Source organism: Pseudomonas shirazica (genome assembly GCF_015168335.1).
Lineage (GTDB): Bacteria > Pseudomonadota > Gammaproteobacteria > Pseudomonadales > Pseudomonadaceae > Aquipseudomonas > Aquipseudomonas asiatica.
Genome location: NZ_CP063456.1, coordinates 5,037,625 through 5,063,202, shown reverse-complemented (window position 1 = coordinate 5,063,202; position 25,578 = coordinate 5,037,625). Strand labels below are relative to the sequence as shown.

Here is a 25,578-nt window from a genome sequence, read left to right as displayed (position 1 = left end):
GTCTTTGTAGGTTCTAGCCAGACCTGCCTAGCTTCTGGCCAAAGCGCCGGCCATCGCCGGTGGCAGCCTGCCAAGGAGCCTTGCCATGAAAATCCCGCTGCGCCACCTGATCACCGCCCTTGGGCTGGCCTTCACCCTCAGCGCCCACGCAGCTGAACCGGCCAAGCCAGCAAGCATCCGCATCGCCGTGCCCGACCTCAGCGCGGGCAGCAAGCCCAGCGCCGGTGGCGTGGTCGACGTGCTGCGTGACCAGCAACTGCTGGAGAAGGAATTCGCCAAGGACGGCATTCGCATCGACTGGCACTTCTTCAAGGGCGCCGGGCCGGTGGTGAACGAAGCGTTGGCCAACGGCCAGGCCGATTTCGCCTACCTCGGCGACCTGGCCGCCATCGTCGGCAAGGCCAATGGCCTGGATACCCGCGTGCTGTCGGCGGGGGTACGTGGGGTGAAGAGCTACCTGGGCGTGGTGCCCGGTTCCGGCATCAAGACCCTGCACGACCTCAAAGGCAAGCGCGTGGCGGTGTTCCGTGGCACCGCCAACCAGCTGTCGTTCGCCAGCGCCCTGGCCAGCCAGGGGCTTAGCGAGCGCGAGCTGAAGGTGATCAACCTGGACTTCAACGCCGCCAATGCCGCACTGGCCGCCAAGCAGATCGACGCCACCTGGGGCCTGTCCAACCTGCTGTCGCTGCGCGAGCGCGGGCTGGTAGAGCTACCGGTCAACTCGCGTGATCTGGAAGGAGCCGGCAGTACCCAGGCGGTACTGCTGGGCGCTGGCGATTTCATCCGCAAATACCCCGAGCTGGTGCAGCGCCTGGTCAATGCCCAGCAACAGGCCAGCGCCTGGCTGCGCGACGAACACAACCGCGAGGCCTATGTCGAGCTGGTGGCCAGCAATGCCAACTGGCCGCGCAGCATCCTCAATGACGACCTGGCCAAGGAAGACCTGGCCCATTACTTCGATCCACGGCTGGACGCCGAATTCGTCGGCCAGTTGCAACAGGGTGTGGACCTGGCCGCCAAGGAGCGCCTGATCCGCCGTGGCTTCCAGGTGGCCGACTGGATCGAACCACGTTTCCTCGATGTTGCGCTGCAATAAAAACAGGCCGTGCAGGCCGCCCGCTGAACCCCGAAAACCCGACAATGACCGCAAGGACACGACCATGAGCAATGCCGCCCTGGCCACCGCGCCACAAACCCTCGAACTCGACATCCACCCGGTTGCCGGCCGCATCGGTGCCGAAATTCGCGGGGTGAAATTGTCCGCCGACCTTGATGCCGCCACCCTCGACGCCATCCAGGCCGCGCTGGTGAAGCACAAGGTGATCTTCTTCCGTGGCCAGACCCACCTGGATGACCAAACCCAGGAAGCTTTCGCCAAGTTGCTCGGTGAGCCGGTCGCCCACCCTACCGTGCCGGTGGTGGATGGCACCAGCTACCTGTTGCAGCTCGATGGTGCCGAAGGTCAGCGGGCCAACTCCTGGCATACCGACGTGACCTTCGTCGACGCCTACCCCAAGGCCTCGATCCTGCGCAGCGTGGTGGCGCCGGCATCCGGTGGTGACACCGTGTGGGCCAACACCGCCACGGCCTACCAGGAGCTGCCCGAGCCGCTGCGCGAGCTGGCCGACAAGCTATGGGCGGTGCACAGCAACGAATACGACTACGCCAGCGTGAAGCCCGATGTGGACCAGGCCAAGCTGGAGCGCTATCGCAAAGTGTTCACCTCCACGGTGTACGAGACCGAGCACCCGGTGGTGCGCGTGCATCCGATCAGTGGCGAGCGGGTGCTGCAGCTGGGGCATTTTGTGAAGCGCATCAAAGGTTATTCGCTGGCGGATTCGCAACACCTGTTCGCGGTGCTGCAAGGGCATGTGACGCGTCTGGAGAACACCGTTCGCTGGCGCTGGCAGGCGGGGGACGTGGCGATCTGGGATAACCGCGCGACGCAGCATTATGCGGTGGATGATTACGGGACCCAGCCGCGGGTGGTGCGGCGGGTGACCCTGGCGGGTGAGGTGCCGGTCGGGGTGGATGGCCAGTTGAGCCGCACCACGCGTAAAGGCTGATATCGCCGGGGCCGCTTTGCGGCCCTATCGCCGGCAAGCCAGCTCCCACAGGTACATCACAGGCCAGAAGGCTGCGGTGATCTTGTGGGAGCTGGCTTGCCGGCGATTCGGGGGCAAAGCCCCCGTCAGCTAAAACTCGGTATCGCAGGCAATCAACTGCCTGACCAGCCCCTGAGCCAACGGCGATAGCCCATACCCCACCCGGCTCACCACCCCATAACGGGTATAGAACGCTTCTTCCTGCTCCACCGTCAGGTCGGCCAGCTGCAATGCCACCAATCCCCCGTCACGCTGATACGGCCGCAAGTTGGCATTGCAGGCAATGCCGATGGTGTCCGAATGCATCACCACATTCAGCAGTGCATAGCCGTGCTCGCACTCTACCGTCGGCAGAAAATCCTGCCGCCCGCTGAGGTCGCTGAGGATCTTGCGGATGTTCGGCGGGCGGAAGGTCGTGGCCAGGGGGTATTCGAACAGGTCACGTGCCCGCACGCTCTCGCGCCCGGTCAACGGGTGCCCGACGCGGCAGCAGAAGTGCCAGCGCTGCGGCGCCAGCCTGTGCACCTGGTAGTCCGGGTCAGACTCGAACTGGCGGGTGTCGGCGACGAAGAACTCGATCTCCTCGGCAACCAGCTTGCGGTTCAGCGCCTGCCAGTTATCCACCTGGAAGCAGGTACGTGCCGCGGGGTATTCGGCGACGAAGCGTGCCACCGCCCGCGGTACCAAACCCCCTGCCGGCGCCGGGCCGGAGCCAAAGCGTACAACGCCGGTAGTGGCACCATTGAACTGGTGGATCTCGTTGACCAGGTTGTGCGCCCCATGCACCAGCCGCCGCGAATGCTCCAGCACCAGCAGGCCCTGGCGAGTCGGCGCCAGCTCCTTGCTGGCGCGGTCGACCAGGCGGCAGCCGATGTTGTGCTCGAGGGTCTGGATGCTGCGGCTGAACGCTGATTGCGACAGGTTCACCGCAGCGGCCGCAGCAACGAAGCTGCGGTGCTCGACAAGGGCGATGTAGTGGCGCAGCTGACGGAGATCGATATGCATTTTTTACATTGAAACTTTCGGTCGAATGCAATTGCTGACAAGGGTTAGCCCCCTTATAAAGGGAGTCACTTATTCCACAAAATATGAATTACAAATATTTATATCGCCTAAAAGAATATAAGCCCGACTGACCGCGATTCGGTTCCGCCAACGGAAATGCTCGCCAGGGCCCATGCCTCAAGGAGCATTTGCATGTCCGGAGTTTCCCGTTGGCCTGCGCGCGCGTCGCGTTTCACCTTGCAACCCCTGGCTGCCGGCGTGCTGCTGGCGGCGTCCTCTGCCAGCTTCGCCGAAGAGCCGGTCAGCGCCACCCCGGCGGTGGAGCAGGAAGCCAAGCTCGGCACTGTCACGGTCAATGCCCGCCGCCGCGAAGAAACCGCGCAAAGCGTGCCCACGCCGATCAGCGTGCTCGACAGCGAAACCCTGGAAACCCAACGCATCTACCGCGTGCAGGACCTGCAGCAACTGGTACCCAGCACCAACGTCGCCTACGTTCATGCCCGCCAGTCGAGCATTTCGATCCGTGGCCTGGGCAACAACCCCGCCAGCGATGGCCTGGAAGGCAGCGTCGGCATCTACCTGGACAACGTCTACCTCGGCCGCCCCGGCATGGCGGTGTTCGACCTGCTGGACGTGGAGCAGCTGGAGGTGCTGCGCGGCCCGCAAGGTACGCTGTTCGGCAAGAACACCACCGCCGGCGTGCTCAACATCACCACGCGCAAGCCCACCTTCCACCGCGAGGGCAGCATCCAGCAGTCGATTGGTGAAGACGGCTACCTGCAAACCCAAGGCAGCTTCTCGGGGCCGATCAGCGACACACTGGCCGGGCGCATCAGCGCCTATCGCACCGAAGACGACGGCTATGTGAAGAACATCCACAACGGCGACGACCTCAACGGCGGCAAGCGCCAAGGTTTTCGTACCCAGCTGCTGTTCAAACCGAGCGAAACCTTCAACCTGCGCTGGATCGGCGAATACAACGAAGAAGACTCCGACAACGGCATCCTCAGCCTGTACAGCACCGGCCCTACCATCAATGGCGTCAACCGCTACGAAAGCCTGGCCGCCCAGGCCGGCGCGACGTTGGTGTCGGGCAAGCACCGCAAGGTCAACTTCGACGCCGACCAGCAGGTGACGGTGTTCCAGGGCGGCACCTCGGTGGAGGCCAACTGGACCCTGCCCAACGACTTCACCCTGACCTCGATCACCGCCTACCGCTGGTGGGACTTCACCCCGCGCAACGACGACGGCCTCAACGTGCCGGTGTTCTACAGCGCCGGGGTGTCGGTGCGCGACAAGCAGTACTCGCAGGAAATCCGCCTGGCTTCGCCCACCGGTGGTGCCTTCGACTACGTGCTGGGCGCGTACTACTTCAAGCAGGACCTGGACAACAAATCCTTCACTTTCTACGGGCCGCAGGCGGACATCTGGAACCTCACCCCGGCCGGCGCCCTGGCCAACGTCGACACCATTGGTAACGGGCACATCGACACGGACAGCTACGCGCTGTTCGCCCAAGGCACCTGGCACATCACCGACCGCCTGGACTTCACCGCCGGCGTTCGCGGCACCTATGAAGAAAAGAGCGCCTGGGTGACCCGCGATGCACCAACCGGCGGTGCGGCAGTAACCGGGGCCGCCGCAGCAGCACGCCAGGGCCGGGTAGGCGCCTACGATTCAGGCGACCTCAACCAGTACAGCTTCAGCCCCTCTGGCCTGCTGGGCCTGAGCTACCGCTTCAACGAGCAATTGCTGGGCTACGCCACCCTGACCCACGGCGAGAAGTCTGGCGGTATCAACCTTACCGTTGGCGCTGCGCCACGGCTGGGCACCGATTCGCTGCTGGTCGGCACCGAGCGGGTCAACAACGCCGAACTCGGCTTGAAAAGCTCGCTGTTCGACGACCGCCTGCAACTCAATACCAACCTGTTCTGGGCCGAAGTGCATGGCTACCAGGCCAACGTCTACGACCAGATCAACCGCGTGCAGTACCTGGCCAACGCCGGCCGCGTGCGCTCGCGTGGCCTGGAGTTCGAAGCCACGGCACTGCCGCTGCGCGGCCTCACGGTCAACTTCAACGGCTCGTGGAACGACGTGCGCTACACCGAGTACAAGGACGCCCCATGCCCGCCGGAAGTGAGCCTGGCCAATGCCACTGCCACCTGCGATTTGTCCGGCCACCAGGTGGTCGGCGCCTCCAAGTACATCGCCAACCTCAATACCCAGTACAAGTGGCAGGCCAGCGAGCACATCGAACCCTACGTCACCGCCAGCTACGCCTTCCGCTCCAAGGCGGTGGGCACCATCGACGACTCCGATTTCGGCCAGATCCCCAGCTACGCGCTGGTCAACCTCTCCGCCGGTGTGCGCCTGGACCAGGGCGACGGCGTGGTGGACCTGTCGCTGTGGGTGAAGAACGCCGGTGACAAGACCTACTTCACCAGCCTGTGGAACTCCGCCAACGGTGGCTATGCCGGCGTGCTCGGTACCCCGCGCACTTTCGGCGCCACCGCCCGTTACGACTTCTGAGCACAAGGAGCTTTGCCATGAATGCCAAGACCGAAACCCCTGTATTGCCTGAGGGCGCCTGCCTGACCGCCAAGGTCCCCGAACGTGACGAGGCGCTGCTCGGCGACGTGGTGGTCAACCCTTATCGCCTGGCGCCGCTGACCGCGATCATTCGCGACGGTGGGCGCAGCCTGAGTGCCGCGCACGTGCGCGTGCTGGGCCGGGGTGAGCGCGGTGTGGACATCGCCTACGAGGTGTCCGACCGTTCGTTGTGGACCTATGGCGGCATCCCGGTATTCGGCCTGTACCCGGACCACGTCAACCAGGTGGAAGTGACCTACAAGCTCGACGGCGAGCGCATCCGCGAGCAGTACCAGATCTACGCTCCGGCCGTGCGCCTGCCGGTGGTGGCCAGGCAGACCGCTGCCTTGCCTGAAGTGCAGCCAGTCAAGGTAGCGCCAGGTTTTGAACAGCGCCTGTACCTGTTCAACCACCTGCAGGGGGACATCCCGGGCGGGCGCGCCTTCAAGTGGAATGCCCTGGGCGGCGCGGCGGAATGGGACCAGGTGGGTAACAACTGGATCGCCGACAGCAATGGCGACGTGCGCTGGTACCTGGACATCGAGCAGATCCACGACTCCAACCGCCGCGATGGCCTGGGCGGCACCATGGGCTTCCAGCAGACCCGCGATGGCAAGCTGATCTGGGGCCAGGGCCAGACCTACTCCAAGTACGACCTGCTGGGCCGGCGCATCTGGCAGCGCAGCCTGCCCGACAAGTTTGCCGACTTCTCCCATGAAATCCGCGAGACCGCCAATGGCACCTACCTGCTGCGGGTGGGCACCAGCGACTATCGCCGGCCCGACGGCAAGCGCGTGCGCTCGATCCGTGATCACATCATCGAGGTCAACGAGGCCGGTGATGTGCTGGACTTCTGGGACCTCAACCAGATTCTCGACCCGTACCGTGGCGACCTGCTGGAAACCCTGGGCAAGGCAGCCATCCAATTGCCGGCCGGGGTGCAGAAACAGGACGAGCGGCTGGCCAACGAACTGGCCGAAGGTGACCTGCCCTTTGGTGACACCCCGGGCGTGGGCACAGGCCGTAACTGGGCACACGTCAATGCCATCGACTACGACGCCGATGACGACAGCATCATCGTTTCAGCACGGCACCAGGGCGTGGTGAAGATAGGCCGCGACAAGCAGGTGAAGTGGATTCTCGCCTCGCCTCAAGGCTGGCCTGAGCGTCTGCGCGAGAAGGTGCTGACGCCGGTGGCGAGCGAAGGCTTCGACTGGTCGTGGACACAGCACACCGCCTGGCTGACCGGCAAAGGCACGCTGACCGTGTTCGACAACGGCTGGGGCCGCGACTTTGCGCCGACCAGGCTGACGGGCAACTACAGTCGGGCGGTGGAATACCGCATCGACGAGGCCAAGGGCACGGTCGAGCAGGTGTGGGAATACGGCAAGGAGCGCGGCGACGAGTGGTACAGCCCGGTGACCTCGGTGGTGGCCTACCGGCCGGAGACCGACACCCAGTTCATTTACTCGGCGTCGGTGAACTTCCTGACCCCGGAGAAACTGACCACCACCGTGCTCAACGAGGTGCGGCGCGGGACCCAGGAGGTGCTGGTGGAGCTGAAGGTGCACAGCCGGCAGCCGGGCAGCGTGGGTTACCGAGCCTTGGTGATCGACCTGGCCAAGGCCTTCTGACCCATCCCTCCGGGAGGGCCGTCGGTCCTCCCATCACATTTCCTTCAGCTCGTTCGTCTAACCTGTACTGGCCCTATCGCCGGCAAGCCAGCTCCCACAGGGACCCCACAGGTGCTGAATTTTGTGGGGTCCCTGTGGGAGCTGGCTTGCCGGCGATAGGGCCGGTTGCTACGGCACAGAAATGTGAAATTTCCGCCAGGGTGTTCAACCATTCGTTCTTTTTTTCGAACAGCCTATTGTCCAACACCCCAGCAGCCGCTTAGCATTCGTTTGAGATTTCAAACGCTCGATGCCCTGCCTTGGGCGCTTTTCAACAATCAACAATTCGGGAAGCCGACATGCAGCTCAAAGACGCTCAGTTGTTCCGCCAGCAAGCCTACATCAATGGTGAGTGGCTGGATGCGGACAACGGCCAGACCATCAAGGTCACCAACCCGGCCACTGGTGAAGTCATCGGTACCGTGCCGAAGATGGGCACCGCGGAAACCCGCCGCGCCATCGAAGCCGCCGACAAGGCTCTGCCGGCCTGGCGTGCCCTGACCGCCAAGGAGCGTTCGGCCAAGCTGCGTCGCTGGTTCGAACTGATGATCGAGAACCAGGACGACCTGGCTCGCCTGATGACCACCGAACAAGGCAAGCCGCTGGCCGAAGCCAAGGGCGAAATCGCCTATGCTGCCTCGTTCATCGAGTGGTTCGCCGAGGAAGCCAAGCGTGTCTACGGTGACACCATCCCGGGCCACCAGCCAGACAAGCGCCTGATCGTCATCAAGCAGCCAATCGGTGTTACCGCGGCCATCACCCCGTGGAACTTCCCGGCCGCCATGATCACCCGTAAAGCCGGCCCGGCCCTGGCCGCCGGCTGCACCATGGTGCTCAAGCCTGCCTCGCAGACCCCATACTCCGCCCTGGCCCTGGTCGAGCTGGCCCACCGTGCCGGCATCCCGGCTGGCGTGCTGAGCGTGGTTACCGGCAGCGCTGGCGAAGTTGGCGGTGAACTGACCGGCAACTCCCTGGTCCGCAAGCTGTCCTTCACCGGCTCGACCGAAATCGGTCGCCAGCTGATGGAAGAATGCGCCAAGGACATCAAGAAGGTTTCCCTGGAGCTGGGTGGCAACGCCCCGTTCATCGTGTTCGACGACGCCGACCTGGACAAGGCGGTCGAGGGCGCGATCATCTCCAAGTACCGCAACAACGGCCAGACCTGCGTCTGCGCCAACCGTATCTACGTGCAGGACGGCGTCTACGACGCGTTCGCCCAGAAGCTGGCCGCCGCTGTTGCCAAGCTGAAGATCGGTAACGGCCTGGAAGAAGGCACCACCACTGGCCCGCTGATCGACGGCAAGGCTGTCGCCAAGGTCCAGGAACACATCGAAGACGCGGTTGGCAAAGGCGCCAAGGTACTGTCCGGTGGCAAGATCATCGAAGGCAACTTCTTCGAGCCGACCATTCTGGTCGACGTACCGAAGACCGCTGCCGTCGCCAAGGAAGAGACCTTCGGCCCGCTGGCGCCGCTGTTCCGCTTCAAGGACGAGGCCGAAGTGATCGCCATGTCCAACGACACCGAGTTCGGCCTGGCCTCGTACTTCTACGCCCGCGACATGAGCCGTGTGTTCCGTGTTGCCGAAGCCCTGGAATACGGCATGGTAGGTATCAACACCGGCCTGATCTCCAATGAAGTGGCACCGTTCGGTGGCATCAAGGCTTCGGGCCTGGGCCGCGAAGGTTCCAAGTACGGTATCGAGGACTACCTCGAAATCAAATACCTGTGCATCAGCGTCTGATAGCACGGTAAAGGCTTTACCTCTGCCAGCGGGGCGCGAGAGCGACGTCTCGCTGGCCTTTTTTACATCGCAGTACCTGGTGGCCAGGGCGTTCACGGCAGTCGATCAACGAATACTGTTCGCGAGCACTCCCAGCCACCCCCGAATAAAAGCGCCACTCCAGACCGGCGCAATGAGGGCATTATGAGCAAGACCAACGAATCCTTGATGCAACGTCGTGTCGCCGCCGTCCCACGTGGCGTTGGCCAGATCCACCCGATCTTCGTCGATACCGCGAAGAACTCGACCGTGATCGACGTTGAAGGCCGCGAACTGATCGACTTCGCCGGCGGCATCGCAGTACTGAACACCGGCCACCTGCACCCGAAAGTGGTTGCGGCCGTGCAAGACCAGCTGACCAAGGTCAGCCACACCTGCTTCCAGGTGCTGGCCTACGAACCCTATGTAGAGCTGTGCGAAAAGATCAACAAGCTGGTCCCAGGCGACTTCGACAAGAAGACCCTGCTGGTCACCACCGGCTCCGAAGCCGTTGAAAACGCCGTCAAGATCGCCCGTGCCGCCACTGGCCGCGCTGGCGTAATCGCCTTCACCGGCGGCTACCACGGCCGTACCATGATGACCCTGGGCCTGACCGGCAAGGTCGTGCCGTACTCCGCTGGCATGGGCCTGATGCCAGGTGGCATCTTCCGCGCTCTGTTCCCTAGCGAACTGCACGGTATCAGCGTTGACGACGCCATCGCCTCGGTCGAGCGCATCTTCAAGAACGACGCCGAGCCGCGCGACATCGCCGCGATCATCCTCGAGCCGGTACAAGGCGAAGGCGGCTTCCTGCCAGCGCCGAAAGAGCTGATGAAGCGCCTGCGCGCCCTGTGCGACCAGCACGGCATCCTGCTCATCGCCGACGAAGTACAGACCGGCGCTGGCCGTACTGGCACCTTCTTCGCCATGGAACAGATGGGCGTTGCGCCTGACCTGACCACCTTCGCCAAATCCATCGCTGGCGGCTTCCCGTTGGCCGGTGTGTGCGGCAAGGCCGAATACATGGACGCCATCGCTCCTGGCGGCCTGGGTGGTACCTACGCCGGTTCGCCGATCGCTTGCGCCGCGGCCCTGGCCGTGATCGAAGTGTTCGAAGAAGAGAAACTGCTGGACCGCAGCAAAGCTGTGGGTGAGCGCCTGACCACCGGCCTGCGCGAAATCCAGAAGAAGTACCCGATCATCGGCGACGTCCGTGGTCTGGGCTCGATGATCGCTGTCGAAGTCTTCGAGAAAGGCACTCACACCCCGAACGCAGCTGCCGTTGGCCAGGTTGTCGCCAAGGCTCGCGAGAAGGGCCTGATCCTGCTGTCCTGCGGTACCTACGGCAACGTTCTGCGTATCCTGGTTCCGCTGACCGCAGAAGATGCTCTGCTGGACAAAGGCCTGGCTATCATCGAAGAGTGCTTCGCTGAAATCGCCTGATGTGACCTGCTTCAGAAAAAACCCGCTTCGGCGGGTTTTTTTTGTGCCCAGGAAAGCCTTGGGGCGCTATCGTTGTCGGAGGATTTGCTCAGGAAGCTGCGACGGACTGTGTGGCAGGGCTATTCAGGAGTTGGCGATGAACGCTGCAGACCCCACCCCACCAAGCGTACTTATTGTCGAGGGCGACCCCTGGGTACGTGACATGCTCAGCGAAATGCTGCTGAGCGTGCGCTGTGATGCCCGCCTGCAGCTCTGCGCCGACGGCTCGCAGGCCTTGAGCGCGCTGTCGAGCAAGCCCGACCTGATCATTGCCGCGCGCGAACTGGCAGGTGTCGATGGGCTCGACCTGTTGCGCAAGGTACGCGCGAAAGACTCGAGGTTGCCGTTCATCCTCATGAGCAACCGCATTGACAGTGCCAGTGTGCATGAGGCGTTGCCCCTGCACCCTACTGCCTACCTGAGCAAGCCGCTGAACCTGGAAACTCTTCGCAAGCGCCTGGAAGAGCTGCTGCTGGCGGTTGGCGAAGAAATCGCCTGCCCGGTGCCGGCCTTGCAGCCAGGTGCCAGCCTGCCGGCCTACCTCGAGCAGCGTCGCGCTACCGCCGATGGCGGGCCGCTGCTGGCCGATGTGCAGGTGGCGATCAAGCGCGCGCTAAACCCCCAGGGCCTGAACCTGAGAGTGCTCGAAGAGGAAGTGCAGGGCGACCCGCAGATCACCGCTGTGCTGATTGCGGCGGCCAACAGCGCAGCGCTGCACCGCGAAGCACCAGTGCAGACGCTGCTGCAGGCCTTGAACAAGCTTGGCAGCACCCAGAGCATGAACCTGATCCTGGGCATGACCCTCAAGCGCAGCGCTCGCCTCAGCGACCCGCTGCTGGCGGAGCATGCTTCCCGCTACTGGGAGTTGTCGCTGCACGCTGCCGAATATGGCCGCACCTTGGCACGCATGCTCGAGCTGGACGAAGGGCGTTGTTATTGCGCGGGGTTGCTGCATTGCCTGGGCGACCTGGCGGTGCTGCGCTGCCTGCAGGAGTGGCGGCTGGCCGGGGGCGAGCTGGATGAGGATCAGGTGCAGCTGTCGCTCAATGAGTTCGGTGCGGCGTTCGGCTCGGCGCTGCGTACGCGCTGGCGGTTGCCGCTGGGGTTGCGAGAGTTGATCGCGGCGATCTACCAGCTGGGCGGCGGGGTGTACTCGCGGGAGATCCTGGCCATGAACCTGGCCGGGCAGTTGTCGCGGCTGTCGGCCGAGCAGGGGCTGGAGAAGGTGGCCAGCAGCAAGACCGCGCGCCTGCTCAAGCTTGGCCTGCCGGAGCTGAGGCGGTTGCGTAAGGTGGAGAACCCGGAGGTGAAGCCGCAGCAGGAAGAACCGCCTTTAGCTGAGGGTGAAGTTTCGGGCTGAGGTCTTGGGGCCGCTTTGCGGCCCATCGCGACACAAGGCCGCTCCTACACGGGTACGCGGTTGCCGGTAGGAGCGGCCTTGTGTCGCGATAGGGGGGCAAAGCCCCCCCAAGGCTCAGCCGCGGACGATCTGGTTCTTGCCCTGGCGCTTGGCCTGGTACATCGCCGCATCGGCCCGGGCATACAGGCTGTCCAGCGCCACATCCTCGTCAGTCAGCCCGGTCACCCCCTGGCTCACCGTCACCCCGTAGGTCTGCTCCCCATGGCTGAAGCTCAGCCGCTGGATCTGCCGCTGCAAGCGCTCGGCAATCTGCTCCGCGACCTGGGCACTACAGCCGGGGAACACTGCCGCGAACTCCTCGCCACCAATGCGCCCGAACAGGTCACCTCGGCGTAGCACGGCCTTGCCGCTGTCGGCGATCTGCTGCAACACCTGGTCGCCTTCCTGGTGACCGTAGCTGTCGTTGATGCGCTTGAAGTCGTCGATGTCCAGCAGCAGGAAGGCCAGTGGTGTACCGTCTTCGCGGGCGCTGTCGAAGGCTTGCTGGGCGCATTCGAAAAAGTGCCGGCGGTTGCTGCTCTGGGTCAGCACGTCGGTGGTGGCCAGGCGATGCAGTTCACCTTCGAGCTGCTTCTTCTCGGTGATGTCTTCTGCGATGCCGACGATGATCACCCGGTCGCCATCGCGTTGCTGGTTGATGTAGCACTTGTCGCTCAGCCAGCGCAACTGGCCGTCGGCATTGAGGATGCGGTACTCGCGGTCTTCCACCGAGCCCTTGAGCAGTACCTGGGCCAGGCTGCGTTCGGCGAACTCCAGGTCGTCGGGGTAGATGCTGTCTCGCCACTCGTTGTAGTCGGCCAGCACCAGGCTGGCCGAGCGGCCGAAGATGCGTTCGTAGGCGGGGCTGACGTAAAGCACCTGACGGGTTTCCCAGTCGAAGGCCCATAGCACCGCATTGACGCTATCGAGCAGCGAGCTGAACAGCTGTTCGCGCTCGCTCAGGCGGGCAACCTCGCCTTGGGCGTGGAGTAGCGCAAGCAAGGTCTGGGCGGCTTCCGGAGGCGGGGTGCCGGGCAGTGTCGTCGGAATGTTCTTGGCCATGTGCACGGAGCAGATCTCGGCGTGAAAGCGTGCGGCCAGCATCTGGCCCGCCACGCGGGCGATGTGCCAGATATGAGTGTAAACGAGAGGGCGAAGTTCCGGGCGGCACGCCCAGCCAAAGGGGCGTGCCGATCAACGGCGGTCAGGCGCCGGTCGGGCGCAGGGAGTACGTCTTCAGCTGTGCCGCGAAGTCCCGCAGGGCGTGGATGCCGCTGGTTTCCGCCTCATGTACCCAGTCCTTCATGGCGGCCAGCATGTCGTGGCCGTTGGCGCTGGTGCGCGCCCAGATCTGCTGCAGGGCCAGGCGTTTTTCGTAGATGGTCTTCAGCGCCTGGCTGTGGGCGAGCATCGACTCGATGCGCACATGGTGACGGTCTTCCAGCAGGCTGGTCTCGCGCGACAACAGGCGCTTGGCGCGGCGGAAGTGATGGCGCAGCGAAGCATCGACGCGGGCCAGCTCCTGCTTGACCAGCGGGCCGATCACCAGCTTGCGGTACTGGGCCATGATCTGGAAGCGGTTGTTGAGGATGGCCATGGCGGTGTCCATGTCCAGGCTGGCCTTGCCTGCCACCCGGTGGGCGATGGGCGCCACGCGCTGTACCTTGGCCAGGCGCAGCAGGCAGAACAGGCGGATCCACGCCCAACCCATGTCGAACTCCCAGCGCTTGACCGACAGCTTGGCCGAGTTGGGGTAGGTGTGGTGGTTGTTGTGCAGCTCTTCGCCACCGATGACGATGCCCCACGGCACCAGGTTGGTCGCGGCGTCGCGGCACTCGAAGTTGCGGTAGCCGAGAGCGTGGCCCAGGCCGTTGACCACGCCGGCGGCCCAGAACGGAATCCACATCATCTGCACTGCCCAGATGGTGATGCCGATGGTGCCGAACAGCAGCAGGTCGATTACCGCCATCAGCGCGATGCCGCCCAGCTTGTAGCGCGAGTAGAGGTTGCGCTCGATCCAGTCGTCCGGGCAGTTCTTGCCATAGATGCGCAGGGTTTCAGGGTTGCGCGCCTCTTCCCGGTAAAGCTCGGCACCCTTGCGCAGCACCGTGCCCAGGCCCTTGTACAGCGGGCTGTGCGGGTCGTCGGGGGTTTCGCATTTGGCGTGGTGCTTGCGGTGGACGGCGGTCCATTCGCGGGTGTTCTGCGCCGTGGTCAGCCACAGCCAGAAACGGAAGAAGTGCTTGAGCGCGCCATTGAGCTCCAGGGCCCGGTGCGCGGAGTAGCGGTGCAGGTAGACCGTGACGCTGACGATGGTCACGTGGGTCATCAACAGTGTAATGCCGACCAGTTGCCAGGCCGAGAAGTCGAGCAGGCCGTTGTACCACATAGGTGTAAATACCCTCGGAATGCAGGAGGAGGGGCTGATTATCCCTTGGGCAGGAAATAAATACAGTTACCCGTTCAGATAGGAAGTCACGACATGTTTCAGCCTTTATAATGCCCCATCATTTTTCATGGGCAATTGCACCCGACATGTCTGTTTCCGTTCGCGACGCCTTGCGCATGGCCGCGCTGTATGTGGTGCTCTCGATCCTCTGGCTGACGCTGGCCGAGGTGGTGTTGCACGGCATGACCGACGACCCCCTGGCACTGACCGTGGGCCGGCAGATCAACGTGGTGGTCTGGGTGCTGCTCAGCGCCTTTCTGATCTATGTGTCGCGGGTGCGGCTGCTCGACTTCATCGGTGTTGGCGCGCGTATGCGTGGTGAAGACCGTGAACGCCTGCGCATGGCTGCGGCAGTGTTCGACAGCACCCTCGAAGGCGTGCTGGTGACAGACCGCCATGGCCTGATCGTGCACGTCAACCGTGCCTTCATGCGTATCACCGGCTACCAGCAGGACGAGGTCATCGGCCAGCGCCCGAACAAGTTCAAGTCGGGCCGCCATGGCCTGGCGTTCTACCAGCAGATCTTCGCCACTCTGGCGGAAAAGGGCGAGTGGAGCGGCGAAATATGGAATCGGCGCAAGAGCGGTGAAATCTACCCGCAATGGCAGACCATTTGCGCCATCCGCGACGATCAAGGCGAGCTCAGCCATTACGTGGCGGTGTTCAGCGACATCAGCGCGATCAAGCATTCTGAACAGGAACTGGCCTACCTGGCTCACCACGACCCGCTGACCGACCTGCCCAACCGCCTGCTGTTCAACGACCGGGTCGAGCAGGCGCTGGCCGCAGCCCAGGCCAACAAGCGTGGTTGTGCCCTGCTGTTGCTGGACCTGGACCATTTCCAGAGCATCAACGACGGCCTCGGCCACACCATTGGCGACCAGTTGCTGAAGCTGGTGGGCGAGCGCCTGGCAGAGGTGCTGCGCAGCGGCGTGACCCTGGCGCGCCTGGGGGGCGACGAATTTGGCGTGCTGGCGGAAAACTGCCATGAGGTTGGCCAGGCGGGCAAGCTGGCGCAGGGCATCATCGAGCGCATGCGCGAGCCGTTCCAGTTCGACGGTCACCGCCTGTTCATCAGCGTCAGCGTGGGCATCAGCCTGTTTCCCAGCGATGCCTTGAGTGCCGAGCAGTTGCTTCGCAATGCCGACTCGGCGTTGTACAAGGCCAAGAGCAATGGGCGGGCCTGCTATGCGCTGTACACCGAAGAACTGACCGCTCACGCCCAACACCGGGTCGAAACCGCCGGCGAGCTGCGCCGAGCCTTGGAGCAGGACGAGCTGCGGGTGTTCTACCAGCCGGTGCACGACCTGGCGACCGGCCGCCAGGTCGGCGTCGAAGCCTTGGTGCGTTGGCAGCACCCTCAGCGCGGCCTGGTGCCACCGGGCGAGTTCATCCCGATTGCCGAGCGTACCGGGCTGATTGCCGAGATCGACGCCTGGGTACTACGCCAGGCGTGTCGGCAGATGGTGCGATGGCAGGGTGAAGGACGGCGGTTGGCATTCGTTGCGGTGAACATTTCCAGCCGCCTGTTTGGCCAGCACGAGCTGTACCAGCAGGTGGCCGAGGTGCTGGACGAAACCGGCCTGGCCCCGGCCTTGCTGGAGCTGGAGGTGACCGAGAGCGCGGTGATGGAGGACCCGGAGGTGGCGCTGGAGCAGTTGCATCGCCTGCGCGAGCTGGGGGTGACCTTGGCTATCGACGACTTTGGCACCGGATATTCATCGCTGCTGCGGCTCAAGCGCTTGCCGGTGCAGAAGCTGAAGATCGACCAAGGCTTCGTTGCCGGGTTGCCGCTGGATGAGGACGACATCGCGATCGTCCGGGTGATCATCGCCCTGGCCCGCAGCATGGGCATGCAAGTGCATGCAGAGGGCATCGAGCAGGCCGAGCAGGCCAGCTTCCTGCTGCATGAGCTGTGTCAGCTTGGGCAGGGGTACTGGTTCGGGCGGCCGGTGCCTGCCGGGGATCTTCGCTGGGGTTGAAGGCCCCTTCGCGGGCATGCCCGCTCCCGCAGGGATATCGTTGTATTCAAGCCCTGTGCAGTACCTGTGGGAGCGGGCGTGCCCGCGAAGACTTCAGCGCTTGTTCAAGCCTTTCGCCAACCGGTCTCCACCCAACTGGATCAACGCCACCAACGCCACCAGCATGGCAATCACGGTCAGCATGATCTGGCTGTCGAAGCGCTGGTAACCATAGCGGTAGGCGATGTCCCCCAGTCCCCCGGCACCGATCGCTCCGGCCATGGCCGAGGAGTTGATCAGGGTCACCAGGGTAATGGTGAAGCCCCCGACAATTCCCGGCAGCGCCTCGGGCAGCAGCACGTGCCAGACGATGTGCCAGCGCCGGCAGCCCATGGCCTGTGCAGCCTCCACCAGGCCGTGGTCGACTTCGCGCAGGCTGACCTCGGCAATCCGCGCGAAGAACGGAGTGGCGGCAATGGTCAGTGGCACCACTGCCGCCCACACGCCATACGTGGTACCCACTACCAAGCGGGTGAAGGGGATCAGCGCGACCATCAGGATCAGGAACGGGATCGAGCGGAACAGGTTGACGAATGCACCCAGCACCCGGTTCAGCAGCGGCGCCTCGAAGATCCCGCCCTTGTCGCTGGTGACCAGCAGCACCGCCATCGGTACCCCCACCAGCAGGGCGATCAGCGACGACACGCCGACCATCAGCAGGGTATCGAGCAAACCTTCCAGCAGGCGATCAAACCACATGGCCCAGTACCTCCACGTCCTCGGCCCAGCGGCGGGCGCGCTCCAGCAATTGATGGGTGTCGTGCGGTGAGTGCTGCACCGACAGGATCAGCTGCCCCAGGGCATGCTCGCCAATGGTTTCCACACCACCCTGCAGCAGGCGTATGCGGCCGCCAAGCTCGTTGAACAGGGCAGACAGTTCGGGCTCGCCGAGCAGGGTCAACCTCAGTACCACGGCACTGTCGCGGCTTGCCGGGCTGGCCCGCAGGCTGGCTCGCAGCGCGGCTGGCAACCTGGCTTGCAACGGTGCCAGCAGGGTACGGGTGACTTCGTGGCGTGGTGAGCCAAACACCCGCCAGACCTCACCCTGCTCGACCACTTCTCCACGTTCAAGCACCACTACGCGGTGGCAGATATCGCGGATTACCGCCATCTCGTGGGTGATCAGCACGATGGTCAGGCCCAGGCGCTGGTTGATGTCGCGCAGCAGTTCGAGAATGGAAGCAGTGGTCTCCGGGTCCAGCGCCGAGGTGGCCTCGTCGCACAGCAGGATCTCGGGGTCATGCACCAACGCCCTGGCAATGCCCACGCGCTGCTTCTGCCCGCCGGACAGCTGCGCCGGGTACACGTGGTGCTTTTCCCGCAGGCCGACCAGCTCCAGCAGTTCGCGTACCTTGCGCTGGCGCTCCGCCTTGGCCACGCCGGCCACCTTGAGGGGCAGCTCGACGTTCTGCCACACGGTCTTGGCCGACATCAGGTTGAAGTGCTGGAAGATCATGCCGATACGCCGGCGCAGGGCTACCAGGTGGTCCTCGTCGAAGGGCGCGATGTCCACCTGGTCGATCAGCACCCGGCCCTGGCTGGGTTGCTCCAGGCGGTTGATGGTGCGCAGCAGCGATGACTTGCCGGCGCCGCTGCGGCCGATGATGCCGAAGATCTCGCCATGGCGGATGTTCAGGTCGATGCCTTGCAAGGCCGGTTGCGCCTGGCCCGGGTAGGTCTTGCCCAGGCCGATGAAGCGCACGTGGGCTTCATTGACCTCCGGGCGCAGGGCCTGCTCCCTGGCCGTTGGCGGCAGTGGTTGTGTGGTGGGCGCCCGCAGCGCGCTGGCCTGGCTCATGTCAGCCCTCCCAACCGGCCTGGTAGAGCTTGCCGTGGGCTTTGTCCAAGGCTGCGCGCACCACTGGCGAGTGCTGGTAGATGTCGACGAACTTGGCCAGGCGTGGGTCGTCCTTGCTTTGCGGTCGAATGACGAACTGGATCACGTACTCCTTGTTCTCCAGGCCGTCGAACAGCAGTGCGGAGCCGGCGTCGAAGCTGTTGGCCAGGCGGATGTAGGCCGGGTAGCCCTGCACCAGGTCGGCGTCGTCATAGGCGCGAACCAGCTGTACGGCCTCGACCTGAAGGATTTTCAGTTTTTTCGGGTTGGCGACGATATCGTCCTCGGTGGCCTTGTAGCCGACCCCCGGCTTGAGGGTGATCAGCCCGGCCTTGGCCAGCAGCTGCAGGCCACGGCCGCTGTTGATCGGGTCGTTGGCGATGGCCACGCTGGCGCCTTCGGGCAGGTCGGCGAAGCTCTTGTACTTTTTCGAGTACAGGCCGACGTTGTTGATGATGCCCGGGGCGTAGGGCACCAGGTTGAAGCCTGCGGCTGCCTTGGCGTTTTCCAGGAACGGGATGTGCTGGAAGTAGTTCACGTCGATGTCGCCGCTATTGAGGCTGACATTGGGTGCGATCCAGTCGCTGAACTCGACCAGCTTCACTTCAAGGCCTTGCTTGTGCGCTTCTTCCACTGCGGCTTCCAGCGGGATGGCAAAGGCCGAGGTTGTGCCGATCTTCAGCGGTTCGGCAGCCAGCGCGCTGGCGGACAGACCGAGGGAGAGGGCAATGGCCGCGACGGGCCGGAACAATTTATCAAGCATGGTGCAGGGCTCCAGTCGGGGCAGGGGTAGAGGTAAAGCGGTAGGCCGAGCCAGGGTGGTCGGCGGGCAAATGCGGGTGGTCGGCCTGGAACAGTTTTTCGCGCAGGGTGCCTTCGGCATAGGCGGTCTTGTAGCGGCCACGCTGTTGCAACTGCGGGATGACCAGGTCGATGAAGTCCTCGAAGCTTTCCGGGGTTACGGTGCGGGTCAGGTTGAAACCGTCCAGACCGGTTTCATCGACCCAGGCGATCAGCTGTTCGGCCACCTGCTCGGGCGCGCCGACCAGGGTCACGTAACGGCCACCCAGGGCGTGCTGCTGCAGCAGGCGCCGGCGGGTCCAGACGTTGTCCTGCAACTGGCGCGTGGCCGACTGGATGGCGTTGCCCTGGCTGAAGGCAATCGGCTCGTCCAGGGCGTAGGCGGCGAAGTCGATGCCGGTGGACGCTGCGAAGTGCGCGACCCCGGCCTCGGCGCTGGCATGGCGCAGGTACTCGGCATGCTTGGCCTGGGCCTGCTGCTCGGTGGCGGCGACGATCACCGTGATGCCCATGAACACCTTGACCGCTTGCGGGTCGCGGCCAGCGGCTTGGGCGGCGGCGCGCACCTTGTCGACCTGGGCGCGGGTGGCGGCCTTGTCCTGGCCACTGATGAACACGCATTCGGCATGGTTGCCGGCGAAGGCCAGGCCACGCTGCGAGCTGCCGGCCTGGAACAGTACCGGTGTACGCTGCGGTGAGGGTTCGCACAGGTGGTAGCCGTCGACCTGGTAGAACTCGCCCTGGTGGTTGACCTTGCGCACCCTGTCGGGCCTGGCATAGACGCGCTGCTGGCGGTCGGCGACCACGGCATCGTCAGCCCAGCTGCCTTCCAGCAGCTTGTACAGCACCTGCAGGTACTCGTCGGCCTGGTCGTAGCGGCGGTCATGCTCGGGTTGCTGCGCCAGGCCCATGGCCCGGGCGGCGCTGTCGAGGTAGCCGGTGACGATGTTCCAGCCCACTCGGCCATGGCTCAGGTGGTCCAGGGTGGAAAGGCGGCGAGCGAACAGGTACGGCGCTTCGTAGGTGAGGTTGGCGGTAAGGCCGAAGCCCAGGTGGCGGGTGACGGCGGCCATGGCCGAGACCAGCAGCAGCGGGTCGTTGACCGGCAGCTGGATCGACTCCTTGAGGGTGACGTCCAGCGACTGGCCGTAGATGTCGTAGGTGCCGACGATGTCGGCGATGAAAAGCCCGTCGAACAAGCCGCGCTCCAGCAGCCGCGCCAGACTGGTCCAGTAGTCCAGGGTCTTGTACTGGGTCGAGGTGTCCCGTGGGTGGGTCCACAGGCCGTGGTTGATGTGCCCGATGCAGTTCATGTTGAAAGCATTGAGCAGGATCTGCTTGGCCATCAGATGGTCCCCCGGCGTGGTGGGTTGGCATCATTGAGGTAGTAGTTGCCGATGGCGTGGTACTTCCAGCGCACCGGGTCGTGCAGGGTGTGCACGCGGGCGTTGCGCCAGTGGCGGTCAAGGTTGTGTTCGGCCAGTGTGGCCTGGCTGCCGCCCAGTTCGAACAGGGTGGTGCCGGCCGCGAGGGAAATCTCGGTGCTGATGGCGCGGGCCTCGGCCACCGCGATGGACGCGGCGGCCACGTTTTCGGCAGTGCTGTCGTCGCGGGCGCGGTCCAGATATTCGCCCGCGCGCTCCAGCAAGGCTTCGGCGGCGTGCAGACGGATCGCCAGATGGCCGAAACTCTTCAGCGTAAGCGGGTCATCGCTGGCCTTGTCCAGGCCGGAGTCGACCCAGGGGCGGCTGCGGGTGCGCACGAAGTGCAGGGCATCTTCGTATGCGGCGCGGGCGATGCCGGTGTCGATGGCGGCATGAAGGATCTGCGCCAGCGGGCCGACCGGGGTGGGGCGTTCGAAGGCGCTCTGGAACGGCACCACGTCGGCGGCACTGACATACACGTTATCGAACACCACCGAGCCGCTGCCGGTGGTTCGCTGGCCGAAGCCGCTCCAGTCGTCGATCACCTGCAGGCCCTGGCTGTCGGCCGGGACGAAGGCCAGGTGCTGCACGCCCTGCTCATCGACCACCGAAGTGGGAATGCGCTGGGCGTATATGGCGCCGGTGGAGTAGAACTTGCGGCCGTTGATGCGAAAACCATCGCCGTCGCGGGACAGGCGCGTGGTGCGGTCGTTGGCGGTCTTGGTGCCCAGTTCGGCCAGGGCGTTGCCGAAGCGGTTGCCCGCCAGTACTTCGGCGTACAAGCGCTGTTGCTGTTCGGGTGTGCCGTTTACCCGCAGGACTTCCAGGCCGTAGAAATGGTTTTGCGGGATCTGCCCTAGCGAGCCGTCGGCCTGGGCGATGCGGGCGATTACCTTGGCCAGGGTGATGTTGGACACGCCGGCGCCGCCGAAGGCCTTGGGTACGCTGATGGCCCACAGGCCGGAGCGAGTGAACAGTTCCAGTTCGGCGTGCGGCAGACGGCGCTCGCGGTCGCGCAGGGCGCTGTCGCGGCGCAGGTGTCGGGCGACTTCTTCGGCGACGTTCAGGGCCTGGGTGTCGCTGGTGATGATGTTTGTAGTCATGGTGTTTCTCCGGGGCCTCGGGGCCGCTCTGCGGCCCATCGCGACACAAGGCCGCTCCTACAGGAGGTACGCGATCCCTTGTAGGAGCGGCCTTGTGTCGCGATGGGCTGCAAAGCAGCCCCAAGGCCCTTAAATCAGATCCAGGAATGCCGTGCAGGCAAGGTGCCGTTGAGGTGGTAAGCGCCAACTGCGTGGTACTTCCAGCGCACTGGGTCATGCAGGGTGTGCACCCGGGCATTGCGCCAGTGGCGGTCGAGGTTGAACTCGGCGAGGGTGGCGCGGCTGCCGGCCAGCTCGAACAGCTTTTCGCTGGCCTGCAGGGCAATCTCGGTAGTCAGCACCTTGGCCTCGGCCACCGCGATCGAGGCCCGCGCTGCGCTTGCTGCATCGATCGGCTCGGCGTTGACCTCGTCGAGGACCCGCGCGGCCTTGCGCAGCAGGGCTTCGGCGGCGTGCAGCTCGAGCTTCAGGCGGCCGATGTCGGCGATTACGTAAGGGTCGTCGCTGGCGCGGTCGACCTTGGCTTCGATCCATGGCCGGGCCTTTTCGCGCACGAAGCTGATGGCGTCTTCGATCGCTGCTTCGGCAATGCCAGCATCGATCGCCGCCTGGATCAGCTGCGAGGCAGCGCCCTGGATGTTGGGAATGTCGCGCTGGCGCCAGTTGTCGATCACCAGGTCGGCATCCACCGGGACCTGGTCGAGTAGCACGGTGCCGCTTGCAGTGGTGCGCTGCCCGAAACCGGACCAGTCATCGACGATGCGCAGCCCCGGGCTGCCTCGGCGGACGAATGCCAGGCGCTGGCGACCTTCGTCGTCCAGTGCCTTGACCGCCACCCAGTGGGCGAACAGGGCGCCGGTGGAATAGAACTTCTCGCCGCTGATGCGATAGCTGTCGCCGACGCGGGTGATCCTGGCCTTGAGGGTCAGGGTGTCCTTGGTGCCGCGTTCGGGGCCGGCATTGCCGATGCGCCAGCCATCGAGCACGCTGCGGAAGATCACCGCCTGCTGCGCCTCGGTGGCAGTCAGGCGCAACAGTTGCAGCATGCCGAACTGGTTCTGCGGGATCTGCCCCAGGGCCGGGTCGGAGGCGCTGATGAGGCGGAACACTTCAGCCACGGTCTCGAACGACACCTCCGGGCCGCCATGTGCCTTGGGTACGCTGATGCTGCCAAGGCCGCTGCGGGTGAACAGTTCGATCTCGGCCCATGGCAGTTTGCGTTGCTGGTCGCGGCGGGCGGCCTGCTCGCGGGCGACCTCGGCCAGTTCGCGGGCTGCTTGCAGGGCTTCGGTGTCGTTGCGTAGAACCTTGGCCGGCAGCAGCAGGGGCGAGCTGTCGAGATCGCTGTGGAATTGGGTATCGGGTTGGCTGGACATCAGTACCGCTCCTTGGCTGCACTCAATGCCCTGGCGTTCCGCACTGGGGTGATCGTGATCCTGACCATTCCTGACCTCACAAATGAATTATGTCGCTAACAGCTGATCGCGACAGATGTGTGCTGGTCCGGTGGTCCGGTTTATATACCCTAATGCTTTATAAAAAGTTTATGAACTAACTCTTTGGAATATATATAGAAGGAGGGATTTGCTGTGGATGTACTGGCCCTATCGCCGGCAAGCCAGCTCCCACAGGACGCCACAGGTCTTGATTACTGTGGGGTATCTGTGGGAGCTGGCTTGCCGGCGATAGGGCCAGTGCAGGTTTACTCGGAGGCAGCAGTCCCCAGGAACTTGCGCAAGAACTGCCGGGTACGCTCTTCCTTCGGCGCCGCAAACAGCGCCTTGGCCTCGCCCTGCTCAACGATCACGCCCTTGTCGAAGAAGATCACCCGGTTCGCCACATCGCGGGCAAAGCTCATCTCGTGGGTAACGATGATCATGGTGCGCTTCTCCTCGGCCAGGCCGCGGATGGTCGCCAGCACTTCACCCACCAGTTCGGGGTCCAGCGCCGAGGTCGGCTCGTCGAACAGGATCACCTCCGGCTCCATGGCCAAGGCGCGGGCGATGGCCACCCGTTGTTGCTGGCCACCGGACAGGCGCCGCGGGTAGGCGTCTTCCTTGCCGGCCAGGCCGACCTTGGCCAGCAGGCGCCGGCCCAGTTCGATCGCCTGCTCGCGGGGTGTCTTCTTGACGATCACCGGCCCCTCGATCACGTTTTCCAGGGCGGTGCGATGAGGGAACAGGTTGAAGTTCTGGAACACGAACCCGGCCTGCTGGCGCAAGCGGCGAATCGCACTTTGCTGCCCACCCAGCGGGCGGTTGGCGTCGATGCTGATATCGCCAATCTGGATCTGCCCGGCATCGGGTGTTTCCAGCAGGTTCAGGCAACGCAGGAAGGTTGTCTTGCCCGAGCCGCTGGGGCCGATGATGGCCACCACTTCGCCGGGTTGTACTGTCAGGTCGATACCGTTGAGCACGGTCTGGCCTTTGAACCGCTTGGTCAGGCCTTTGACTTCAATCATGCTCAATGCTCCTGGTCATGCTGGTTGACTCGCGCTTCCATGCGGTTCTGGAAGTGCGCGAGGATGCTGCACAACACCCAGTAGATGACCGCCACCGCCACGTACATGGTGAACACTTCGAAGGTGCGTGCGGTGATCAGCTGGGCCTGGCGGAACAGCTCGGGCACCTGGATGGTTGCCGCCAGGGCAGTGTCCTTGACCAGCGAGATGAAGCTGTTGCCCAACGGCGGCAGTGCGGTGCGCAAGGCCTGGGGCAGGATCGCCCGGCGCATGGCCTGGACGCGGGTCATGCCGATACTGGCTGCAGCTTCCCACTGGCCACGGTCGATCGAGGAAATCGCCGCGCGCAGGATTTCGCAGATGTAGGCGGCCATGTTCAGCGACAGGCCGATCAGCGAAGCCGGGATCGGGTCGAGTTCGATGCCGATCTGCGGCATGCCGAAGTAGATGACGAACAGCTGCACCAGCAGCGGCGTGCCGCGGAAGAACGACACGTAGACCCGCGCCAGCCAGTTCAGGGGCAATATCTTCGACAACCGCATCAGTGCCAGGGCAAAGCCCAGCACCAGGCCGAAGAACATGCCGCCAACACTGAGCAGCACTGTATAGCCCGCGCCCTTCAGCAGGAAGGGCGCGGAGTCGACAACGAGTTGCAGGCTTTCAGCGATCATTTGGTGACATCGGCACCGAAGTATTTCTCGGACAGCTTGGCCAGCGTGCCGTCAGCCTTGAGCTTGTCCAGCGCCTTATTGATCGCTGCCAGCAGTTCCGGTTCACCCTTGCGCAGGGCCACGCCGCTTTCCAGGCGCGAGAAGGCATCGCCGGCCAGTTCGGTGTCCTTGGCTTTTTGCGCGTATTCCAGCGCGGCCAGGCGGTCGATCAGGATGGCGTCGATACGGCCGTTGCGCAGGTCGGCGAATTTGCTCGGGTCGTCTTCATAGGTGCGTACATCGGCTTGCGGCACGTCCTTCTTGACCCATTGCTCGTAGTTGGTACCCAGGCCTACACCGACCTTCTTGCCTGCCAGGTCTGCGGCCTTGTGGATGTTCAGCTGCTCGGCCTTCTTCTTCAGGATCAGCGCCTGGATGCCGGAGATAGTGTAAGGCTCGGAGAAGTCATACTTCTTCTTGCGCTCTTCGGAAATGGTTACCTGGTTGATCACCACGTCCAGGCGCTTGGATTCCAGTGCGGCGAGGATGCCGTCCCACTTGGTCGGCTGCACCTTGGCCTTTACCCCCAGCTCCTTGGCCAGCAGCTCGGACAGTTCCACTTCGAAGCCGGTCAGCTTGCCGTTTTCGTCCTGGAAGCTGAACGGTGGGTAGGTGCCTTCGAGGCCGACGTTGATCACGCCTTTTTCCTGGATGGTCTTCAGCTGCTCGCCAGCGAAGGCCTGACTGAGCAGGCCGGCACCCAGCAGGAGTGCCAGGCTGGCGTTGAGTAGCGGTTTGGCGAATTTCGACATTTCAGAG

20 protein-coding genes are annotated in these 25,578 nt (G+C 64.1%); 8 read left to right on the top strand and 12 right to left on the bottom strand.

Annotated features, from left to right (window positions below):
* Positions 1-85: 85 nt before the first annotated feature.
* Positions 86-1,096, top strand: a complete 1,011-nt coding sequence (locus IMX18_RS23365) for an ABC transporter substrate-binding protein (RefSeq protein WP_217190259.1) — start codon at positions 86-88, stop codon at positions 1,094-1,096.
* A 64-nt stretch (positions 1,097-1,160) separates the two neighbouring features.
* On the top strand, positions 1,161-2,066 hold the full coding sequence (locus IMX18_RS23360; protein WP_015268572.1) for a TauD/TfdA dioxygenase family protein: 906 nt from the start codon (positions 1,161-1,163) through the stop codon (positions 2,064-2,066).
* A gap of 129 nt (positions 2,067-2,195) precedes the next feature.
* Here IMX18_RS23360 and IMX18_RS23355 read toward each other — a convergent pair whose 3' ends face one another.
* Positions 2,196-3,110 carry a LysR family transcriptional regulator gene (locus tag IMX18_RS23355; protein ID WP_015268573.1) on the bottom strand — a complete coding sequence of 305 codons (915 nt, stop codon included), beginning with the start codon at positions 3,108-3,110 and terminating at the stop codon, positions 2,196-2,198.
* A 156-nt stretch (positions 3,111-3,266) separates the two neighbouring features.
* On the opposite strand from IMX18_RS23355, the gene IMX18_RS23350 reads away from it, so the two are divergent.
* From IMX18_RS23350 to IMX18_RS23330, 5 genes are all read left to right on the top strand, one after another.
* Complete coding sequence (locus tag IMX18_RS23350) at positions 3,267-5,639, top strand: TonB-dependent receptor (protein ID WP_371857127.1); 2,373 nt, start codon at positions 3,267-3,269, stop codon at positions 5,637-5,639.
* Positions 5,640-5,656: 17 nt separating this feature from the next.
* Positions 5,657-7,333: an aryl-sulfate sulfotransferase gene (locus IMX18_RS23345; RefSeq protein WP_015268575.1), complete on the top strand. Its 1,677-nt coding sequence runs from the start codon at positions 5,657-5,659 to the stop codon at positions 7,331-7,333.
* A 338-nt stretch (positions 7,334-7,671) separates the two neighbouring features.
* Positions 7,672-9,114 (top strand): NADP-dependent succinate-semialdehyde dehydrogenase, encoded by a 1,443-nt coding sequence (gabD, locus tag IMX18_RS23340; RefSeq protein ID WP_015268576.1) that lies wholly within the window; start codon positions 7,672-7,674, stop codon positions 9,112-9,114.
* A 183-nt stretch (positions 9,115-9,297) separates the two neighbouring features.
* Positions 9,298-10,575 carry a 4-aminobutyrate--2-oxoglutarate transaminase gene (gabT, locus tag IMX18_RS23335; RefSeq protein WP_015268577.1) on the top strand — a complete coding sequence of 426 codons (1,278 nt, stop codon included), beginning with the start codon at positions 9,298-9,300 and terminating at the stop codon, positions 10,573-10,575.
* A gap of 136 nt (positions 10,576-10,711) precedes the next feature.
* Positions 10,712-11,974 carry a response regulator gene (locus tag IMX18_RS23330; protein WP_054573380.1) on the top strand — a complete coding sequence of 421 codons (1,263 nt, stop codon included), beginning with the start codon at positions 10,712-10,714 and terminating at the stop codon, positions 11,972-11,974.
* Positions 11,975-12,088: 114 nt separating this feature from the next.
* Here the strand turns inward: IMX18_RS23330 and IMX18_RS23325 are convergent, their stop codons facing one another.
* Together IMX18_RS23325 and desA are read right to left on the bottom strand one after the other, a co-directional pair.
* Positions 12,089-13,117, bottom strand: coding sequence for a GGDEF domain-containing protein (locus IMX18_RS23325; RefSeq protein WP_137137833.1), 1,029 nt, complete (start codon positions 13,115-13,117; stop codon positions 12,089-12,091).
* Between the two features lie 100 nt (positions 13,118-13,217).
* Positions 13,218-14,402: a delta-9 fatty acid desaturase DesA gene (gene desA / locus IMX18_RS23320; protein WP_015268580.1), complete on the bottom strand. Its 1,185-nt coding sequence runs from the start codon at positions 14,400-14,402 to the stop codon at positions 13,218-13,220.
* A 146-nt stretch (positions 14,403-14,548) separates the two neighbouring features.
* Here desA and dibA point away from each other — a divergent pair, with 146 nt between their 5' ends.
* Entirely contained in the window at positions 14,549-16,444 is a 1,896-nt protein-coding gene (gene dibA / locus IMX18_RS23315) for a phosphodiesterase DibA (RefSeq protein WP_217190257.1), read from the top strand.
* A gap of 93 nt (positions 16,445-16,537) precedes the next feature.
* Here the strand turns inward: dibA and IMX18_RS23310 are convergent, their stop codons facing one another.
* The 9 genes from IMX18_RS23310 to tcyJ form a co-directional block, all read right to left on the bottom strand.
* Entirely contained in the window at positions 16,538-17,182 is a 645-nt protein-coding gene (locus tag IMX18_RS23310) for a methionine ABC transporter permease (protein WP_008096606.1), read from the bottom strand.
* Positions 17,172-18,281 (bottom strand): methionine ABC transporter ATP-binding protein, encoded by a 1,110-nt coding sequence (locus IMX18_RS23305; protein WP_189121485.1) that lies wholly within the window; start codon positions 18,279-18,281, stop codon positions 17,172-17,174. Before IMX18_RS23305 ends, IMX18_RS23310 begins: the two co-directional genes overlap by 11 nt.
* A gap of 1 nt (position 18,282) precedes the next feature.
* On the bottom strand, positions 18,283-19,083 hold the full coding sequence (locus IMX18_RS23300) for a MetQ/NlpA family ABC transporter substrate-binding protein (protein ID WP_054573381.1): 801 nt from the start codon (positions 19,081-19,083) through the stop codon (positions 18,283-18,285).
* On the bottom strand, positions 19,076-20,467 hold the full coding sequence (locus tag IMX18_RS23295; protein ID WP_189121486.1) for an LLM class flavin-dependent oxidoreductase: 1,392 nt from the start codon (positions 20,465-20,467) through the stop codon (positions 19,076-19,078). The genes IMX18_RS23300 and IMX18_RS23295 overlap by 8 nt, the downstream gene beginning before the upstream one ends.
* Positions 20,467-21,648 carry an SfnB family sulfur acquisition oxidoreductase gene (locus tag IMX18_RS23290; RefSeq protein ID WP_137137835.1) on the bottom strand — a complete coding sequence of 394 codons (1,182 nt, stop codon included), beginning with the start codon at positions 21,646-21,648 and terminating at the stop codon, positions 20,467-20,469. Before IMX18_RS23290 ends, IMX18_RS23295 begins: the two co-directional genes overlap by 1 nt.
* A 134-nt stretch (positions 21,649-21,782) precedes the next feature.
* Entirely contained in the window at positions 21,783-23,024 is a 1,242-nt protein-coding gene (locus IMX18_RS23285; RefSeq protein WP_191472021.1) for an SfnB family sulfur acquisition oxidoreductase, read from the bottom strand.
* Positions 23,025-23,350: 326 nt separating this feature from the next.
* Positions 23,351-24,109, bottom strand: a complete 759-nt coding sequence (gene tcyN / locus IMX18_RS23280) for an L-cystine ABC transporter ATP-binding protein TcyN (RefSeq protein ID WP_013970435.1) — start codon at positions 24,107-24,109, stop codon at positions 23,351-23,353.
* 2 nt (positions 24,110-24,111) lie between these two features.
* Positions 24,112-24,780 carry a cystine ABC transporter permease gene (gene tcyL, locus IMX18_RS23275; RefSeq protein WP_003255849.1) on the bottom strand — a complete coding sequence of 223 codons (669 nt, stop codon included), beginning with the start codon at positions 24,778-24,780 and terminating at the stop codon, positions 24,112-24,114.
* Positions 24,777-25,571 (bottom strand): cystine ABC transporter substrate-binding protein, encoded by a 795-nt coding sequence (tcyJ, locus tag IMX18_RS23270; protein WP_015268587.1) that lies wholly within the window; start codon positions 25,569-25,571, stop codon positions 24,777-24,779. Before tcyJ ends, tcyL begins: the two co-directional genes overlap by 4 nt.
* Positions 25,572-25,578: the final 7 nt, after the last annotated feature.

Bases quoted from the DNA above. Each gene is read 5' to 3' on its own strand.
- IMX18_RS23300 (WP_054573381.1), bottom strand. From the start codon at position 19,083: ATGCTTGATAAATTGTTCCGGCCCGTCGCGGCCATTGCCCTCTCCCTC.
- IMX18_RS23285 (WP_191472021.1), bottom strand. From the start codon at position 23,024: ATGTCCAGCCAACCCGATACCCAATTCCACAGCGATCTCGACAGCTCG.
- gabD (WP_015268576.1), top strand. From the start codon at position 7,672: ATGCAGCTCAAAGACGCTCAGTTGTTCCGCCAGCAAGCCTACATCAAT.
- tcyL (WP_003255849.1), bottom strand. From the start codon at position 24,780: ATGATCGCTGAAAGCCTGCAACTCGTTGTCGACTCCGCGCCCTTCCTG.
- dibA (WP_217190257.1), top strand. From the start codon at position 14,549: ATGTCTGTTTCCGTTCGCGACGCCTTGCGCATGGCCGCGCTGTATGTG.
- gabT (WP_015268577.1), top strand. From the start codon at position 9,298: ATGAGCAAGACCAACGAATCCTTGATGCAACGTCGTGTCGCCGCCGTC.
- desA (WP_015268580.1), bottom strand. From the start codon at position 14,402: ATGTGGTACAACGGCCTGCTCGACTTCTCGGCCTGGCAACTGGTCGGC.
- IMX18_RS23355 (WP_015268573.1), bottom strand. From the start codon at position 3,110: ATGCATATCGATCTCCGTCAGCTGCGCCACTACATCGCCCTTGTCGAG.
- IMX18_RS23330 (WP_054573380.1), top strand. From the start codon at position 10,712: ATGAACGCTGCAGACCCCACCCCACCAAGCGTACTTATTGTCGAGGGC.
- IMX18_RS23325 (WP_137137833.1), bottom strand. From the start codon at position 13,117: ATGCTGGCCGCACGCTTTCACGCCGAGATCTGCTCCGTGCACATGGCC.
- tcyN (WP_013970435.1), bottom strand. From the start codon at position 24,109: ATGATTGAAGTCAAAGGCCTGACCAAGCGGTTCAAAGGCCAGACCGTG.
- IMX18_RS23310 (WP_008096606.1), bottom strand. From the start codon at position 17,182: ATGTGGTTTGATCGCCTGCTGGAAGGTTTGCTCGATACCCTGCTGATG.
- IMX18_RS23345 (WP_015268575.1), top strand. From the start codon at position 5,657: ATGAATGCCAAGACCGAAACCCCTGTATTGCCTGAGGGCGCCTGCCTG.
- IMX18_RS23305 (WP_189121485.1), bottom strand. From the start codon at position 18,281: ATGAGCCAGGCCAGCGCGCTGCGGGCGCCCACCACACAACCACTGCCG.
- IMX18_RS23350 (WP_371857127.1), top strand. From the start codon at position 3,267: ATGCTCGCCAGGGCCCATGCCTCAAGGAGCATTTGCATGTCCGGAGTT.
- IMX18_RS23290 (WP_137137835.1), bottom strand. From the start codon at position 21,648: ATGACTACAAACATCATCACCAGCGACACCCAGGCCCTGAACGTCGCC.
- tcyJ (WP_015268587.1), bottom strand. From the start codon at position 25,571: ATGTCGAAATTCGCCAAACCGCTACTCAACGCCAGCCTGGCACTCCTG.
- IMX18_RS23295 (WP_189121486.1), bottom strand. From the start codon at position 20,467: ATGGCCAAGCAGATCCTGCTCAATGCTTTCAACATGAACTGCATCGGG.
- IMX18_RS23365 (WP_217190259.1), top strand. From the start codon at position 86: ATGAAAATCCCGCTGCGCCACCTGATCACCGCCCTTGGGCTGGCCTTC.
- IMX18_RS23360 (WP_015268572.1), top strand. From the start codon at position 1,161: ATGAGCAATGCCGCCCTGGCCACCGCGCCACAAACCCTCGAACTCGAC.